The organism is Xanthomonas sp. NCPPB 3200 (assembly GCF_056393585.1).
Window position 1 is genome coordinate 52,247 of sequence record NZ_CM150785.1, and the last position, 14,370, is coordinate 66,616.

The following is a 14,370-nucleotide window of genomic DNA, read 5'->3' on the forward strand; positions in this document are numbered from 1 at the left end:
TGCACCGGCACGCGCGCGGCGTGCGCGCCACTCAGCGGCGCTGCAACCAGCTCGACGGATCCACCGGCTGCCCGTTGCGACGCAGTTCGAAGTACAGCGCCGGCACGCCCTGCCCGCCCGAGCTGCCGACCTTGGCCACCGCTTCGCCGCGCTTGATCGACGCGCCGGCATCGCGCAACAGCGTGTCGTTGTGCGCGTACAGGCTCATGTAGCCGTTGCCGTGGTCCACGATCAGGATCATGCCGTAGCCGGTCATCCAGTCGGAGAAAACCACCGTGCCATCGGCCACCGCGGTGACGGTGCTGCCCTTGGGCGCGCCGATCAGCACGCCCTTGCTGGTATGGCCATCGGGCAAGGTGGCATTGAAGCGCGCCAGCAGGTTGCCCGACACCGGCCAGCTCAGGCCGCCGACCTTGGGTGCCGGCGCACTGGCGATGACCTTGGGCGGGGTCTTGCCGGGACGCTCGGGGCGCTCGGTCTTGCTGCGTTTGGCCTGCGCGGCGGCTTCGGCGGCAGCGCGTCTGGCGGCGGCACGCCGTTCGGCCTCGGCCTTGGCAGCGGCCGCGCGCAGGTTGGCGAGCAGCTGCTCCAGCGACCTGGCGTCTTGGCCCAGGGCTTTTTCGCGTTCGGCGCGCTGTTTGTAGCGGTCGTCCAGCTGCGCGACCGTCGCCGCCTGCTGCGAGCGATCCTTCTGCAGCAATGCGGCCTGCGCCTTTTGCTGCGCACGCGCCGTATCCAGTGCCTGGCGACGGTTGGCGATGTCCTGCTCCACCTTGGTCAGCGCATCCAGCTGCGTGGTCAGTGCCTGGATGCGCTGTGCACGCGCGTTCTGCACGTAGCGATGATCGGCCAGCATGCGCGTGGCATCGCCCACGGTGTCCTGCGACAACAACACCTTCAACGGCGCGTTGCGGCCGACCTGGTCGGCGGCGCGCAATAGCGCAGCCAGCTGCACGCGCTGGTTCTGCAGGCCGCGCTGCAGCTGCGCACGCTCCTGCTGCAGCTTGCCCAGATGCTGTTCCTGCTCGCGCATCGCCGTTTCGGTCTCGCTCAACGCGCGCGAGGTCCTGGCCACCTTCTCATCGGCCTGGCGCAGTTGCTGGGCGGCAGTGCCGCGCTTGCCTTCCAGCTCGCGGCGGTCGGCGCTGATGGTCTTGAGTTCGTCGCGCAGCTGCTGCAGTTTGCGCTCGGTCTCGCGCTGGCTTTGCGCACCGGCCGCGGTGCTGCCCAACAGCGTGCAGGCCAGTACGGTCGCCGTCAGCCACGCGCAGGGGCGGCCGGTGGCGGGGGCGGACGGCAGGCGCGAGCGCGGGGCGGGCGACAGGGGCAACGAAAGGTCCAGTGACTTCAGGCAGGTGCGCGATTGTAGCCAAGCATGGTGTGATCACCGCCACGCCCAAGACAGCCGCCGCCGCGCAAGGTTCAGCATGAAGCCCCAGCATCTTCTTCTGGCATTGTCCCTGGTCTGCGCAAGCGCCTGGGCCGACGAGGACATCAGCAAGGTCAACGGCCGCATCAGCGCCGAGGCCGGCAAGGTCTATGGCGGGCTGGACACCGTCAATGGCTCCATCGAGGTCGGCGCCGGCGCGCAGACCCGGAGCGTGGAAACGGTCAACGGCAGTATCCAGATCGGCGACAACGCCCGCACCGGCGATGTCTCCACGGTCAATGGCGCGATCACGCTGGGGCAGAAGGTGGTGGTGTCCGGCGGGCTGGAGACGGTCAACGGCAGCGTGCTGGTGGAGCGCGGCAGCCGCATCAGCGGCGGTGTGGAAACCGTCAACGGCAGTATCGGCCTGGTGGAAACCGAGCTCGGCAAGGGCATCGAGACCGTCAACGGCGACATTACCGTCGGGGTGCGCTCGCATGTGCATGGCGGGATCGAGGTCACCAAGCCGAACTTCAGCTTCTCGTTCAAGCCTGCGCGCAAGCCGCGCGTGGTGATCGGCCCGGATGCGGTGGTCGATGGCCCGCTGGAGTTCGAGCGCGAGGTCAGCCTGTACGTGCACCGCACTGCGAAGATCGGTGCCGTCACCGGCGCCACCGCGCGCAGCTTCGACAGCGACGTGGCACCCAAGGACTGACGCGCTCACCACGGGGCCAGCGCCTAGAATCGGGGGACCTTCGCCGCACGAGGAGTCCCGATGCCCCGCAAGATCCTGTTGTGCCTGGCCGCGACGCTGGCCCTGGCCGGCTGCAAGCGCGAATCCGCCGACGCACCAAGCGCGCCCGCCGCACAGGCGCCGGTGGACACGGCGGCCAGCGCACCGGTCAGCCGCCACACCTTTTCGCCGGAGCTGACCGGCGACGACTTTGCCGAGCTGGTCAAGACGCTGGCCTCGGACGAATTCGAAGGACGCGGCCCCGGCACGCCGGGCGAAGAGAAGACCGTCACCTATATCCGCGATCAGATGCAGCGCATCGGCCTGCAGCCGGGCAACGGCGACAGCTGGTTCCAGGACGTGCCGATGGTGGAAACCACCGCCGATGCGGCCACCGCACCCAGCCTGCGCAGCGGCGAGCAGACCCGCACCCTGGCCTTCGGCACCGACATCGTGGTCGGCACCCGCACCGGCCAGGCCGAGGTCAAGCTGGACAACAGCGAGCTTGTGTTCGTCGGCTACGGCGTGGATGCGCCCGAACAGCAGTGGAACGATTACGCCGGACAGGACTGGAAGGGCAAGACGGTGGTGATGTTCGTCAACGATCCCGGCTTCCATACCGGCGATGCCAAGCTGTTCGACGGCAAGCGCATGACTTACTACGGCCGCTGGACCTACAAATTCGAGGAAGCCGCCCGCAAGGGCGCGGCCGCCGCGCTGATCGTGCACGACACCCCGGGCGCCAGCTATGGCTGGGACGTGGTCAAAAATTCCTGGGCCGGCCCGCAATACGACCTGCCGGCCAAGGACGATCCCGATCCGCGCCTGCCGGTACAGGGCTGGATCAGCGCCGAGACCGCCAAGCAGCTGTTCGCCAATGCCGGGCTGGATCTGGCGCAGGCCTACAAGGACGCCAGCAAGCGTGGCTTCAAGCCGGTGCCGTTGAAGGCGAGCTGGTCGGTGGACCTGAAGAGCACGATCGCGGAGAAATCCTCGCGCAACGTGGTCGGCGTGCTGCCCGGGACCACGCATGCCGACGAAGCGGTGCTGTACATGGCGCACTGGGATCACCTGGGCAAACACCCGGGCGAGAGCGGCGACAACATCTACAACGGCGCGGTGGACAACGCCACCGGCGTGGCCGGCATTCTCGAGATTGCCGACGCGTTTGCGCATCAGGATCCCAAGCCGGCGCGGTCGGTGGTGTTCGTTGCGGTGACGCTGGAAGAATCCGGCCTGCTCGGTTCCAAGTACTACGTGGCCAACCCGAGCTTTCCGCTGGACAAGATCGCGGCGGTGATCAACCTGGATGCGATGTCGGTGGCCGGGCGCGCACGCGATGTCACCGTGGTGGGCATGGGCAGTTCGGAGCTGGAAGACATCCTCAAGCCGATCGCCGCGATGCAGGGCCGCACCCTGCATGCCGAAGCCACGCCGCAAAGCGGCTCGTATTTCCGCTCGGATCATTTCAACTTCGCCAAGGCCGGTGTGCCGGCGCTGTATGCCGATGGCGGCGAAGACCTGCGCGAGGGCGGTACTGCGGCCGGGCGCGCGGCCGCCGAAGACTATGGGCGCAATCGCTATCACGCCCCGGGCGACGAATACGATGCGGCCAGCTGGAAGCTCGATGGCACCATCGAAGACCTGCAGGCGGTGTATGGCGTGGGCAAGGAGGTGGCCGCCGGCCAGCGCTGGCCCAACTGGTATGCCGGCAACCCGTTCAAGGCTGCGCGCGATCGCATGATGGCCGGCAAGCCCGCTGCGGGCGCCGCGGTAGCCGCGCCTGACGCCGAAAGTGACGCAGCTGCCGAGGGCAAGAAGGCAGCGCCGGCGCGTTGACCGACGCCAGCACCGCATGCGATGTCATGCAGCTACTGCATGGCGTCGTGATGCGGCCTGCAAGGTGCGCGGCAGCGGCGAGCCCGCGTATCGCGATCAACGTAAAGGGCCTCCTGTTGGAGGCCCTTTGTGTTGGTTCGTCCTGGTCGTGACGGTTGCGGACGAGCTCACGATCCGTGTCGATGCATCGATGCGTCAGATCACGTGCCGCCTCCCACTGAAGTATGTCTGTTCGTCGGTGCTCTTCTGAGAGAGGATGCCACTGGCCTGGGAGAGGCCTTCAATCGTGCTGCCGACAACGCGTTGCCATCAACACGGCCGTACTGTCGGCACGCCGGCGCCCCCGAGATGCGATGGTCAATCGTTATCCACGCTCACCACGTGCCCGTCTTCCGGGTCGACATGCAGATCTACCTTCTGCCCACCGCGTTGCTCGGCATCGGCCTTCCACAAGCCGTCTTCGAACTTGAGATCGTGCACATTGGAATAGCCGCCGGTCGACAGCGCGGCGCGGATATCGGCCTCGCTCAGTTTGGAGGTGGTCTGGTCGCCGTACACGCGGCCGGTCACCGGATCGATACGCACATCCACATCCTTGCCGTCGCCGCTGCGTGCGTCGGCGGTCCACACGCCATGTTCGAACTTGACGTCGTGTACCTTGGTATAGCCCTTGTCGGTCAGCATGCTGGTGACCTCGCGGGCGGTCAGCGCCTTGGCCGGCTTGTCGGCGGCGGCCTGCGCAAACGCGCCCTGCGCTGCCAATGCGAGTGCGCCGATCAGCGCGGTCTTCATCAGTCGATGTGCCATGTGATGCTCCTGCAGTGAAGTGCGCCCATGCTGGACGCGGTCTTATCGCTGTCAGGTGAATGGCCGTTAGAAGCCGCAGCAAGAGTTCAGTGAGCTCAAGCTTCGGTGATGATGCGCCCGGGGTACGTCCGATGACGCACGCACGTTCGCACGTTCATCAGCCAGTGGTTTGCGGCATTGCGGCGCAATGGGCGCGTAATGTGCTGGGAGCGACGTAAACGGTGTCACATCGAAACCGTCCTGCCCGGCCTGTCATCCAATAGATAGCCAGTACGAAGATGCAAAAGAAGCGAGCCGCCTTGCGGCGGCTCGCGTGACTCAACCCATCTGCCTCAGATTACGGAATGGCACGTGTGGCGCGCACCGCCTGCGGCGAGAGGATGGACATCTGCGGCTTGTCGGTGCCGTCCTTGTTGGGATGCACGCTGTACTGATAACTGACGTTCCACCACGAACCGGCGGCCCACCAGGTCCAGCCCGACCAGACATCTGCATTGGCATCGATATAGCGGAGCATGCCGCGTAGTGCTTCATTGCAGACGGGGTCGTTGGCGGTGCCGAATTCGCCAAGAAACCCGCGCCTGTGGTTGGTGCGCAGCCACTCGGTGAAACTACGCAGGCGCTCGACACCGACGGTGGCACTGACGCAGACATTGGTGGTGCCGCTGGAATCGGCATCCAGGTATTGATGCACTTCGAACGCGTAGCGATCGAGCGGATCGTAGATGGAAACCAATGCGGTTGCGTTGGAATAGCCGTCGTTGGTGGGCGAATACCAGCTGTGTGCACCGGTCCATAATGCGCCCGGCACCAGGATCAGGTTGTTCGCACCGGTGGCACGAATCGCATTGATGCCTGCCTGTGCAGTGGCAGCCCAGGCGCTGGCCGAGACGCCATTGGGCTCATTCATCAGCCCGAAGATCACCGCGTTGTCGCTAGGAAATGCCAGCGCAAGGCGGCGCCACAAATCGGCGAATGTGGCGATCGGCACCTCGTCGCCACCGATCTTGTAACCGTAGTATTTGCCGTAATTGTGGATGTCCAGCACCAGATACATGCCCGATGCCTTGGCGCGTGCCACGGCTTGCTGCACCAGGGCCAGTTGGGTCGGATCCAGTTCACCGCGTGCACTGGGCTGCAGACGTTCCCACAGCACCGGCAGGCGGATCGTGTTCATGCCGACGCCGGCGAAATAGGTGTAATCGCTGGCCGAGGCATACATATAGTCCTTATTGAGGACGCCGGGTTTTTTGGACGATGCGAATTCGGCACCGGATAAATTGACGCCGGCATACGTCAGTGCGCGTGTTTGTGCGTAGACGGGTGCGAATGTGCCGAACAGAATGCAGAGCAGGGCGCAGCGGAAAACGGTGCGCAGCGTTTGAGAGACAGCAGACATGAAACAACTCCTTCGACGACGGGGATGGTGTGTCGCAGCGGTTTGCGTGCGATCTGCGCGAGGTGCGCCACACCTGTCGTAACCAATGCATCTGCCGTGCCTAAACGCCCACCACATCGAATGTGAATTAAATGTGTAGGCTGGGTCGCAGTCACTTACCGCAAGGGTCACGTTCTGGAACAGCACGCTGTGACGCGCCGCTCTGAAAAGCGGTCGCGCACGCTTGTCGACACCGCCATCGCATGCATGGCGCTGTCGAAAAATCGGCGGATGGATGCGCTCGCCGTCAACGGTGCGACGTCGGATCACCGACGCTGCACTGCTGTAGCGCACGCACACGCAGCGAGCGCTAGAGCGCGTGCTGAGTGCTGGCGTTTTGCTGCGTGACGACTGTGCTCACCGCGGCTGGGCACGGCTGCTGCCTGGCATCGGCATGTACCGGGCGTACATGCGTGAGCTGGGTGTTTGCTGCGCAGCGTGCGACGGTTACCCATCGCACGCTGCTTGCTCCGACTACTGGGTGATGCGTTTTGCGCGCGCGCTCAGGATCGACATCTGCGGCTTGTCGCGGCCCTGCGCATCGGGCTGCACGTTGAAGGGGTAGCTGCGGTTCCACCACGCGCCGGCGGCCCACCAGGTCCAGCCCACCCATACGTCGCGGTTGGTTTCCAGATAGCCCAGCATGCCGTTGAGTGCGCTATTGCAGGTGGCGTTGTTGCCGGTGCCGAACTCGCCGAGAAAGCCCTGCTTGTGATTCAGACGCAGCCATTGGGTGAAACTGCGCAGGCGTTCGGCACCGGCGGTGCTGCTGACGCAGCCGGCACTGGTGCCGCTGGAGTCCGTGTCCAGGTACTGATGCACTTCGATCGCGTAGCGATTGAGCGGGTCGCGAATGGAGGCCAGCGCCACTGCGTTGGACTGGCCGGCAACGGTGGAATACCAGCTGTGCGCGCCACTCCATAGCGCGCCGGGCACCAGGATCAGATTGTTGGCACCGGTCTTGCGGATGGTGTCGATCGATGCCTGCGCGGCGTTGGCCCAGGATTGCGGATTGATGTCGTAAGGCTCGTTCATCAGCCCGAAGATCACGCTGTTGTCGTTCTTGAAGGCGATCGCCAGGCGTCGCCACAGATCGTTGAAGGTGCTGATCGGCACGCGCGCGCTGCCGATCTTGTTGCCGTAATACCGGGCGTAGTTGTGGATATCCAGGATCAGGTACACCTTGGCCGCCTTCGCGTTGGCCACGGCCTGGCGGATCAGTGCCAGCTGCGCCGCATCCAGCTCGCCACCGGCCTTGGGTTGCAGGCGCTCCCACAGGATGGGCAGCCGGACGATGTTCATGTGTTTGCCGGCGAAGTAGCGGTAATCGCTGGCAGCCGGATACAGATAGTCGACGTTGAGCACCCCGGGCTTTTGCGAGGATTTGATTTCGGCACCGGAAAGATTGACGCCTGCGTACTTCAGGCGGTTCTGTGCCTGTGCGAACGGCACACCTGCAAGCAGCACGATGACAAGCAGCAGCAATGACAACGCACGGCTGGACAGCCGGCGCGTCGGCGTGGGGGAGGGCAACATGGGTGACTCCTGAAACATTCGCGGGGGAGATGCATTGCCCTGGCGTGGACCTGCCACGTGCATGACGACACTGCATCGCGTTTCACCCTAAGCGCATCGAGACATTCAAACTACGAATGCGAGCTATCACTTAATTGGAGCTGTGAGCGACTTCGCGTTTATTGCCAAACATGCGCACGCTTTGTTGTGGTAAGGCGACACCGGGCGGTCCCACGCATTGCATGCCGATTGCAATCTGCGCCGAATGGCTGCGGAAATACGCCGCCTCCCGCATCGCTGGACGGCCATGGTGCGATCGCAACGCTGCAGGTCGATGGCGCCGTGCGCCTGGCAGTGGTGCGCATCGCAATTGCGACGTACGCCGCATTGCGCGGGGAATTATCAGAACGCAACGCGCAACGCGCGGCGCAGCACCTGCAATCGCCACCGCGCTGCTGTGCGATCAATGCGCACGCACATGCAAAAGTCACCTGGTGCGGTCGCGCAACCTCGGCACTTGCCATGTGCAACGCGCAATTGGTGTGGGCGGCGTCATGCTTTCGGCAGCGGGCAACCAGTGCACCTGGTGCAATAAGAAGATCGGATTGCGGCTGCGATGGATGCAGCGCGCGGTCTGCAATCGTTAGTGGATGTCATCGGACATGGCGGATGGCAAAAAAAAACGGTGGCCGCAGCAATAGCTGCGACCACCGCGATCGACCTTCCCGCGCGGCTTACTTGGTCGCGCGGCGGGCGTACTTGCTCAGAATCGACATCTGCGGCTTGTCGCTGCCGTCCTTGCCCGGCTGCACGGTGAAGAAATACTCCGGCTTCCACCAGGCGCCAGCGGCCCACCAGGTCCAGCCCAGCCACACGTCGCTGTTCTTTTCCATGTAGGTCAGCATGCCTTCCAGCGCCTGGTCGCAGACCGGATTGTTGGCGGTGCCGAACTCGCCCAGAAAGCCCTTCTGCTTGTTCTCGCGCAGCCATGCGGTAAAGCCGCGCAGCTTTTCCTCGCCGACCGTGGCGCTGGTGCACACCGGCTTGGTGCCGCTGTAGTCGTTGTCCAGATATTGGTGCGCTTCGAAGGCCAGGTTATTGCCCGGGTCCTTGAGGATTTCCAGCGCCTTGGCATTGGAGACGCCATAGTTGGAGCTGCGCCAGCTGTGCGCGCCGCTGTAGGCGGTACCCGGCACCAGGATCAGGTTCCTGGCGCCGGTCTTGCGGATCGCGTTGATCGCACCTTGCGCCGCACTCGCCCAATCGGTGGCGGAAATGCCGTTGGGCTCATTCATCAGCCCGAAGATCACCGACTTGTCGTCCTTGAATTCGAGCGCCAGCCGGCGCCACAGATCCGCCACCGCGGCGGTGGGCACCTCGCTGCTGCCGATGCGCTTGCCGTTGTACTTGGCGTAGTTGTGCACATCCAGGATCAGGTACTGCTTGTTGGCCTTGGCCGCATCCACCGATTTCTTCAGCAGCGCCAGTTGCGCCGGATCCAGATCGCCGTTGAGCTGTGGTTGCAGGCGTTCCCACAGGAACGGCAGGCGAATCGTGTTCATGCCCTTGCCTGCGAAATAACTGAAATCCGACGCGGCCGGGTAGGTGTAGTCCTTGAACAACGTGCCGGGTTTCTTGCGTGAGTTGAACTCGGCGCCGGACAGATTGACGCCGACATACTTCAGGCCGCTGGATTCCTTTCCGGGGCGCGCAGGCTCCTTGGCGTGCGCCAGCGGCAGTGCGGCCAGCAAGGTAAGTGCGAGTGCGGCACTGCGCAAGGATGGGAGGTTGGGGGGAGAGCGGAACATGGAAGCCTCCTTCGGCATCGACGTAGGCGGCCGCAGGGGGAGGGCACGGCCAGCAGGGATGGTGCAGCGCAGGATGGTGGTTGGTCAGCGTAGAAGCTCCGGCGTTAGCGCGCCATTCACGCCGGCGAACGCCGATTTGATCGCGCGCAAACACCTGCAGGGCGCACCATGCCGCTGCGGTCGCGTCCGCAACCCGGCAGGCAAGACGCACTGTCGCAGGAGTGCGACAGGCGCCTGTCTTAAGCTAGCGCCACCCTTTTTTAGTCTCCCGCACTGTCGCGGGGGACGTCACATCTGGAGTCTCCCCCATGAGCCAAGCTCACGCGTACGCCGCCCACACTGCCGATCAGCCGCTCGCACCGTTCGTGTTCGAACGGCGCGCGCCAGGCCCCAACGATGTGCAGATCGATATCGCCTACTGCGGCGTGTGTCACTCGGACCTGCACACCGCACGCAACGAATGGCACAACACGCGCTACCCGTCGGTGCCCGGCCACGAGATTGTCGGCCGCGTCACCGCAGTCGGCGATGCGGTCACCGGCTTCAAGGTTGGCGATCTGGCCGGCGTCGGCTGCATGGTCGACAGCTGCCGCAGCTGTGCGTCCTGTCAGGAAGGCGAAGAACAGTATTGCGAGCAGGGCTTCACCGGCACCTATAACGGCCCGATGTTTGGTGGCGGCGAGAACACCTACGGTGGTTACTCGGACCACATCGTGGTCGACCAGAAATACGTGCTGCGCATCTCGCACAGCGACAACCTGGCCGCAGTAGCCCCGCTGCTGTGCGCCGGCATCACCACGTATTCGCCGCTGGCGCACTGGAAGGTCGGTCCCGGTCAGAAGGTGGGCGTGGTCGGTCTGGGCGGCCTGGGCCACATGGCGGTGAAGATCGCCAAGGCGATGGGCGCCACCGTGGTGCTGTTCACCACCTCCGAGAGCAAGCGCGCCGATGCGCTGCGCCTGGGCGCCAGCGAAGTTGTGGTGTCCAAGGACGAGGCGCAGATGGCCGCGCAGGCCAACACGCTGGATTTCATCCTCAACACCGTGGCCGCGCCGCACAACCTGGACCCGTTCCTCAATGCGCTCAAGCGCGACGGCGCGATGGTGCTGGTGGGCGTGCCCGAGGAATCGCATCCTTCGCCGAGCGTGTTCAATCTGGTGATGAAGCGCCGCACCCTGGCCGGTTCGTTGATCGGCGGCATCCGCCAGACCCAGGAAATGCTGGATTTCTGCGCCAAGCACAACATCGTTTCGGACATCGAAACCATCCGCGCCGACCAGATCAACGAGGCCTACGAGCGCATGCTCAAGAGCGACGTCAAGTACCGCTTCGTGATCGACATGGCCACGCTGGACAAGGCGGCCTGATCGCCTGGCCTGCAGCCCTGCCACAGGGCTGCAGGTCGGTTGCCTGCGCTACGGTCGGCCCAGGTGATGCGGCATGGAATGCATCACCTGGGGCTTTGAACGGCATTGCGCGGTCGTATGACCGCACGACATCAGCCGTATCAGCCGGATCGGCAGCGCCGCTGGGCGGCACTGCCGGCAAGGACTGCGGCTATGCGGACACCGGCGAGGCGTGCAGCTTGCCGGCGACAGGCAAGCTGCGTGGGCGACGCACCGGCAGCGGCGCGGAGAACAGCAGGTTCAGCGCGGGCAGGCGGCCCGGTGCGCGCAGCAGGCACAGTACCGCCGGCCCCAGCACGCCGACACTCAACAAGGCGAAAAACAGCACCGTCCCCTCGTCGATCCAGCGCGGCAGCAGGTAGGCCAGCACGATGAACGGCGGAAAGTGGCTCAGGTAGAACACCACCGAGTTGCGGCCCACATAACGGATTGCCTGCGCGGCCGGTTGCCGGTTCGCCCACATCGCCGCGGTGATCAGCAGCGGCAGCGCGACCAGCACCAGCGGCAGGTAGCCGATCCAGATGCTGTGCAGCGCGGTGAGATTGGCGATCAGCACGATGGCGCACAGGCTCAGGCACGACAGCGGCCAGATCCAGCGCGGTGCCTGCCGCAGCAGTGCCGGCACCCGGCCGGCCAGCAGCGTGCCGATGTAGAAGAACGCAAAGTAATAGAACGGATCGGCACCCTGACGCAGCAGCGGACCCAGGCAAACCGAGCCCAGCACGGTCGCGGCCAGGACCAACGGCGCCGGCAGCCGGCGCAGCAAGGGCATGAGCACCAGAAACACGAACAGGTAGAACAGGAACCAGGTCAGTGCCACGTTGCCGACCGCGATCTTGCCCAGGTCCACCCAGGCGATGGGTTCGGCCTTGGCCAGCACCGAGCCGGCCTCGCGCAGGGCGAAGATCAGCACCGACCAGAGCAGGTAGGGATACAGCACGTGCCGCAGCTTGCCGCCGAGGTAGGGCGCGATGCCCTTGTCCAGCCCACGCGCCACGAACAGGCCCGAGAGCAGGAACATCAGCTGCATACGCAGCGGCGCCAGCGAGCGGTTGAGGCGCTCGATCGACAGCATCAGTGCGCTGCTTTCTTCAGCAGCGCCGCCGCGCAGTTCCGGGTAGGCATCGAAGGCAAAGCCGTAGGCGTGCAGCACGATCACCATCAACACGCTGGCACCGCGGAGCCAGTCCACCCAGTCGTCGCGTCCGTGTTGGCCGGTAGTGAGTTGCTGTGTCATGAGGTTGCTTCCTTGGTGGGGCCCACGGCTTCGCCGCCGCGGGGCGCGGCGACAGATGAATGAGGTCTGGAGTCCGCGGCGGCGGTATCGCGCACCGGGATGGGACCGACTGCCGTCATCGCCGAGGACATCCGGCTCAACGCAGGGCGTGCTGCGCGTCGCTGGTGAGTCGGCAGCATCGCGTTGGACGGCGACAGCAGATATGTGACTTAAATCACACTTCTATAGTGGGTGCAATCGTCGAGGCTGCAGATCGATGCGGGCCCGGGCGCATGTCGATGGCAGGCTCAAGCGTGTGTGCGAAAGGCTGCATGGCGGCTGGGCGCTTGCGTTTGCTGGCACTCCCGTCCGGTGCGCCGTGTGTCAGCTAGATGCCGATCGCGGAGGAGGCGTGCGTGTGGCCTCGCGCGCTGCGGGTCGGACAAGCCACGACCTTGCGGATGCGATATCGGCGTTGCGCCACGAGGCGTGTGGCCTGCGTGGCAAGCAGGTGGAACCCTGGGGCATGAGTCAGGCGAGAGTCTGGTCGCCTACAGGAGCGTCTTCCGCACGGTGGGTCGCGGTGGATGCGCTGCATCGAGCAGCGTCATGCGGCCTGGCCGCCAACGCAGCGTGCGGGCTGCCCGCACGCGAGCCGGTAACCAGCGGTGGGCGCCGAGCCCACGCACTGGTCGGCACTCAGGCGGCGGCCGGTTCCTTGACCTGCGCCTTGACGCCCAGCAGCTGCACGATGCTGCCGGCCGCATCGCGGCCTTCGGCCACCGCGGTGACCACCAGGTCGGCGCCGCGCACGCAGTCGCCGCCGGCGAACAGGCGCGGGTTGCTGGTCTGGTAGGGCAGGCGGCCGTTGTCGTCGGCCGGTGCGACGATGCGGCCGTTGCTGCCGGCTTCCACGCCCTGCGCTGCCAGCCAGTCGGGCAGGGTCGGCGAGAAGCCGAAGGCGATGATCACCACGTCCGCTTCCAGCAGCGATTCGCTGCCTTCCACCGGCACCGCGTTGCGCCGCCCGCTGGCATCGGGTTCGCCGAGGCGGGTTTCCACCACGGTCACGCCGATCGCCTCGTCGTCGGCGCCGGATTCGATCGACAGCGGCTGACGGTTGAACAAAAAGCGCACGCCTTCCTCGCGCGCGTTGGCGACCTCGCGTGCGGAGCCGGGCATGCTGGCCTCGTCGCGGCGGTAGGCGCAGGTGACCTTGGCCGCACCCAGGCGGATGGCGCTGCGCACGCAGTCCATGCCGGTGTCGCCGCCGCCCAGCACCACCACGCGCTTGCCGTTGAGATCGGGCAGCGCCATCTGGTCTTCCCAGCCGGCGATCGGCCGGCCGTGCGGGTCGTTGCCGCTGACGATGCGGCTGTTCTGCACCAGGAACGGCAATGCCGGCAGCACGTTCTTCAGGTCCTGCCCGGGCAGCCCACCATCGGTGTAGCGGTAGGCACCGGTACCCAGGAACACCGCATCGAACTCGCCCAGCAACTGCTCGATGCTGACGTCGCGGCCCACTTCCACGCCCAGGCGGAACTGCACCCCCATGCCTTCGAGGATCTCGCGGCGCTTGCCGATCACCGACTTGTCCAGCTTGAAGCTGGGAATGCCGAACTGCAGCAGGCCGCCGATCTGCTCGTAGCGGTCGTAGACCACCGCCTCGATGCCGGCACGCACCAGACGGTCCGCGCAGGACAGGCCGGCCGGGCCGGCGCCGATCACCGCCACCCGCCAGCCGCTCGGCTGCACGTTGCCCAGGTCCGGGCGCCAGCCCATCTTGAAGGCGGTATCGACAATGTATTTTTCCACCGCGCCGATGGTGACCGCGCCGAACTCCTCCAGCGTGCAGCTGCCTTCGCACAGGCGGTCCTGCGGGCACACCCGCCCGCACACTTCCGGCAGCGGATTGGTGGAGTGGCACAGCGCGGCGGCTTCTTCGATGCGGTTTTCCTGCACCAGCTGCAGCCACTGCGGGATCGCGTTGTGCACCGGGCATTTCCAGCTGCAGTACGGGTTGCCGCAGTCCAGGCAACGGCCGGACTGGTACTGCGCGTCGGCCTTGTCGAACTTGCCGTACAGCTCGCCCCAGTCACCGGACGTACGCAGCTCCACCGGAATGCGCGTGGGCATGGTCCGGGGCAGGTCGAGGAATTGGAAGGCTTGCTTGCGGCTCATAGGGCTGGAATCGGGAATGGGGAATGGGGAATCGCAAAGGCGGTTCTGCGAGACGGGA

At 65.4% G+C, this 14,370-nt stretch carries 10 protein-coding genes; 3 read left to right on the forward strand and 7 right to left on the reverse strand.

What is annotated here, in order from left to right:
* Positions 1-31 precede the first annotated feature (31 nt).
* A complete protein-coding gene (locus AC06DU_RS00225) occupies positions 32-1,330 on the reverse strand; it encodes a murein hydrolase activator EnvC family protein (protein ID WP_478203171.1) in 1,299 nt (432 codons plus the stop codon).
* 97 nt (positions 1,331-1,427) lie between these two features.
* Here AC06DU_RS00225 and AC06DU_RS00230 point away from each other — a divergent pair, with 97 nt between their 5' ends.
* Together AC06DU_RS00230 and AC06DU_RS00235 are read left to right on the forward strand one after the other, a co-directional pair.
* Positions 1,428-2,084: a DUF4097 family beta strand repeat-containing protein gene (locus AC06DU_RS00230; RefSeq protein ID WP_046345204.1), complete on the forward strand. Its 657-nt coding sequence runs from the start codon at positions 1,428-1,430 to the stop codon at positions 2,082-2,084.
* 60 nt (positions 2,085-2,144) lie between these two features.
* Complete coding sequence (locus AC06DU_RS00235) at positions 2,145-3,941, forward strand: M28 family metallopeptidase (RefSeq protein WP_478203173.1); 1,797 nt, start codon at positions 2,145-2,147, stop codon at positions 3,939-3,941.
* A gap of 357 nt (positions 3,942-4,298) precedes the next feature.
* Here AC06DU_RS00235 and AC06DU_RS00240 read toward each other — a convergent pair whose 3' ends face one another.
* The 4 genes from AC06DU_RS00240 to AC06DU_RS00255 form a co-directional block, all read right to left on the reverse strand.
* Positions 4,299-4,748 carry a PepSY domain-containing protein gene (locus tag AC06DU_RS00240; protein WP_026064113.1) on the reverse strand — a complete coding sequence of 150 codons (450 nt, stop codon included), beginning with the start codon at positions 4,746-4,748 and terminating at the stop codon, positions 4,299-4,301.
* 337 nt (positions 4,749-5,085) lie between these two features.
* Positions 5,086-6,147, reverse strand: a complete 1,062-nt coding sequence (locus AC06DU_RS00245) for a glycoside hydrolase family 5 protein (RefSeq protein ID WP_478203174.1) — start codon at positions 6,145-6,147, stop codon at positions 5,086-5,088.
* 513 nt (positions 6,148-6,660) lie between these two features.
* Positions 6,661-7,650 carry a glycoside hydrolase family 5 protein gene (locus AC06DU_RS00250; protein ID WP_180968551.1) on the reverse strand — a complete coding sequence of 330 codons (990 nt, stop codon included), beginning with the start codon at positions 7,648-7,650 and terminating at the stop codon, positions 6,661-6,663.
* A 785-nt stretch (positions 7,651-8,435) separates the two neighbouring features.
* Entirely contained in the window at positions 8,436-9,509 is a 1,074-nt protein-coding gene (locus AC06DU_RS00255) for a glycoside hydrolase family 5 protein (protein ID WP_184432743.1), read from the reverse strand.
* Positions 9,510-9,817: 308 nt separating this feature from the next.
* Between AC06DU_RS00255 and AC06DU_RS00260 the strand changes: the two genes are divergently transcribed.
* Entirely contained in the window at positions 9,818-10,876 is a 1,059-nt protein-coding gene (locus AC06DU_RS00260; RefSeq protein WP_104569389.1) for an NAD(P)-dependent alcohol dehydrogenase, read from the forward strand.
* Positions 10,877-11,066: 190 nt separating this feature from the next.
* On the opposite strand, the gene AC06DU_RS00265 is transcribed toward AC06DU_RS00260, so the two are convergent.
* Positions 11,067-12,152 carry an acyltransferase family protein gene (locus AC06DU_RS00265; protein WP_184432739.1) on the reverse strand — a complete coding sequence of 362 codons (1,086 nt, stop codon included), beginning with the start codon at positions 12,150-12,152 and terminating at the stop codon, positions 11,067-11,069.
* Between the two features lie 678 nt (positions 12,153-12,830).
* Positions 12,831-14,312 carry an FAD-dependent oxidoreductase gene (locus AC06DU_RS00270; protein WP_016901588.1) on the reverse strand — a complete coding sequence of 494 codons (1,482 nt, stop codon included), beginning with the start codon at positions 14,310-14,312 and terminating at the stop codon, positions 12,831-12,833.
* Positions 14,313-14,370 lie beyond the last annotated feature (58 nt).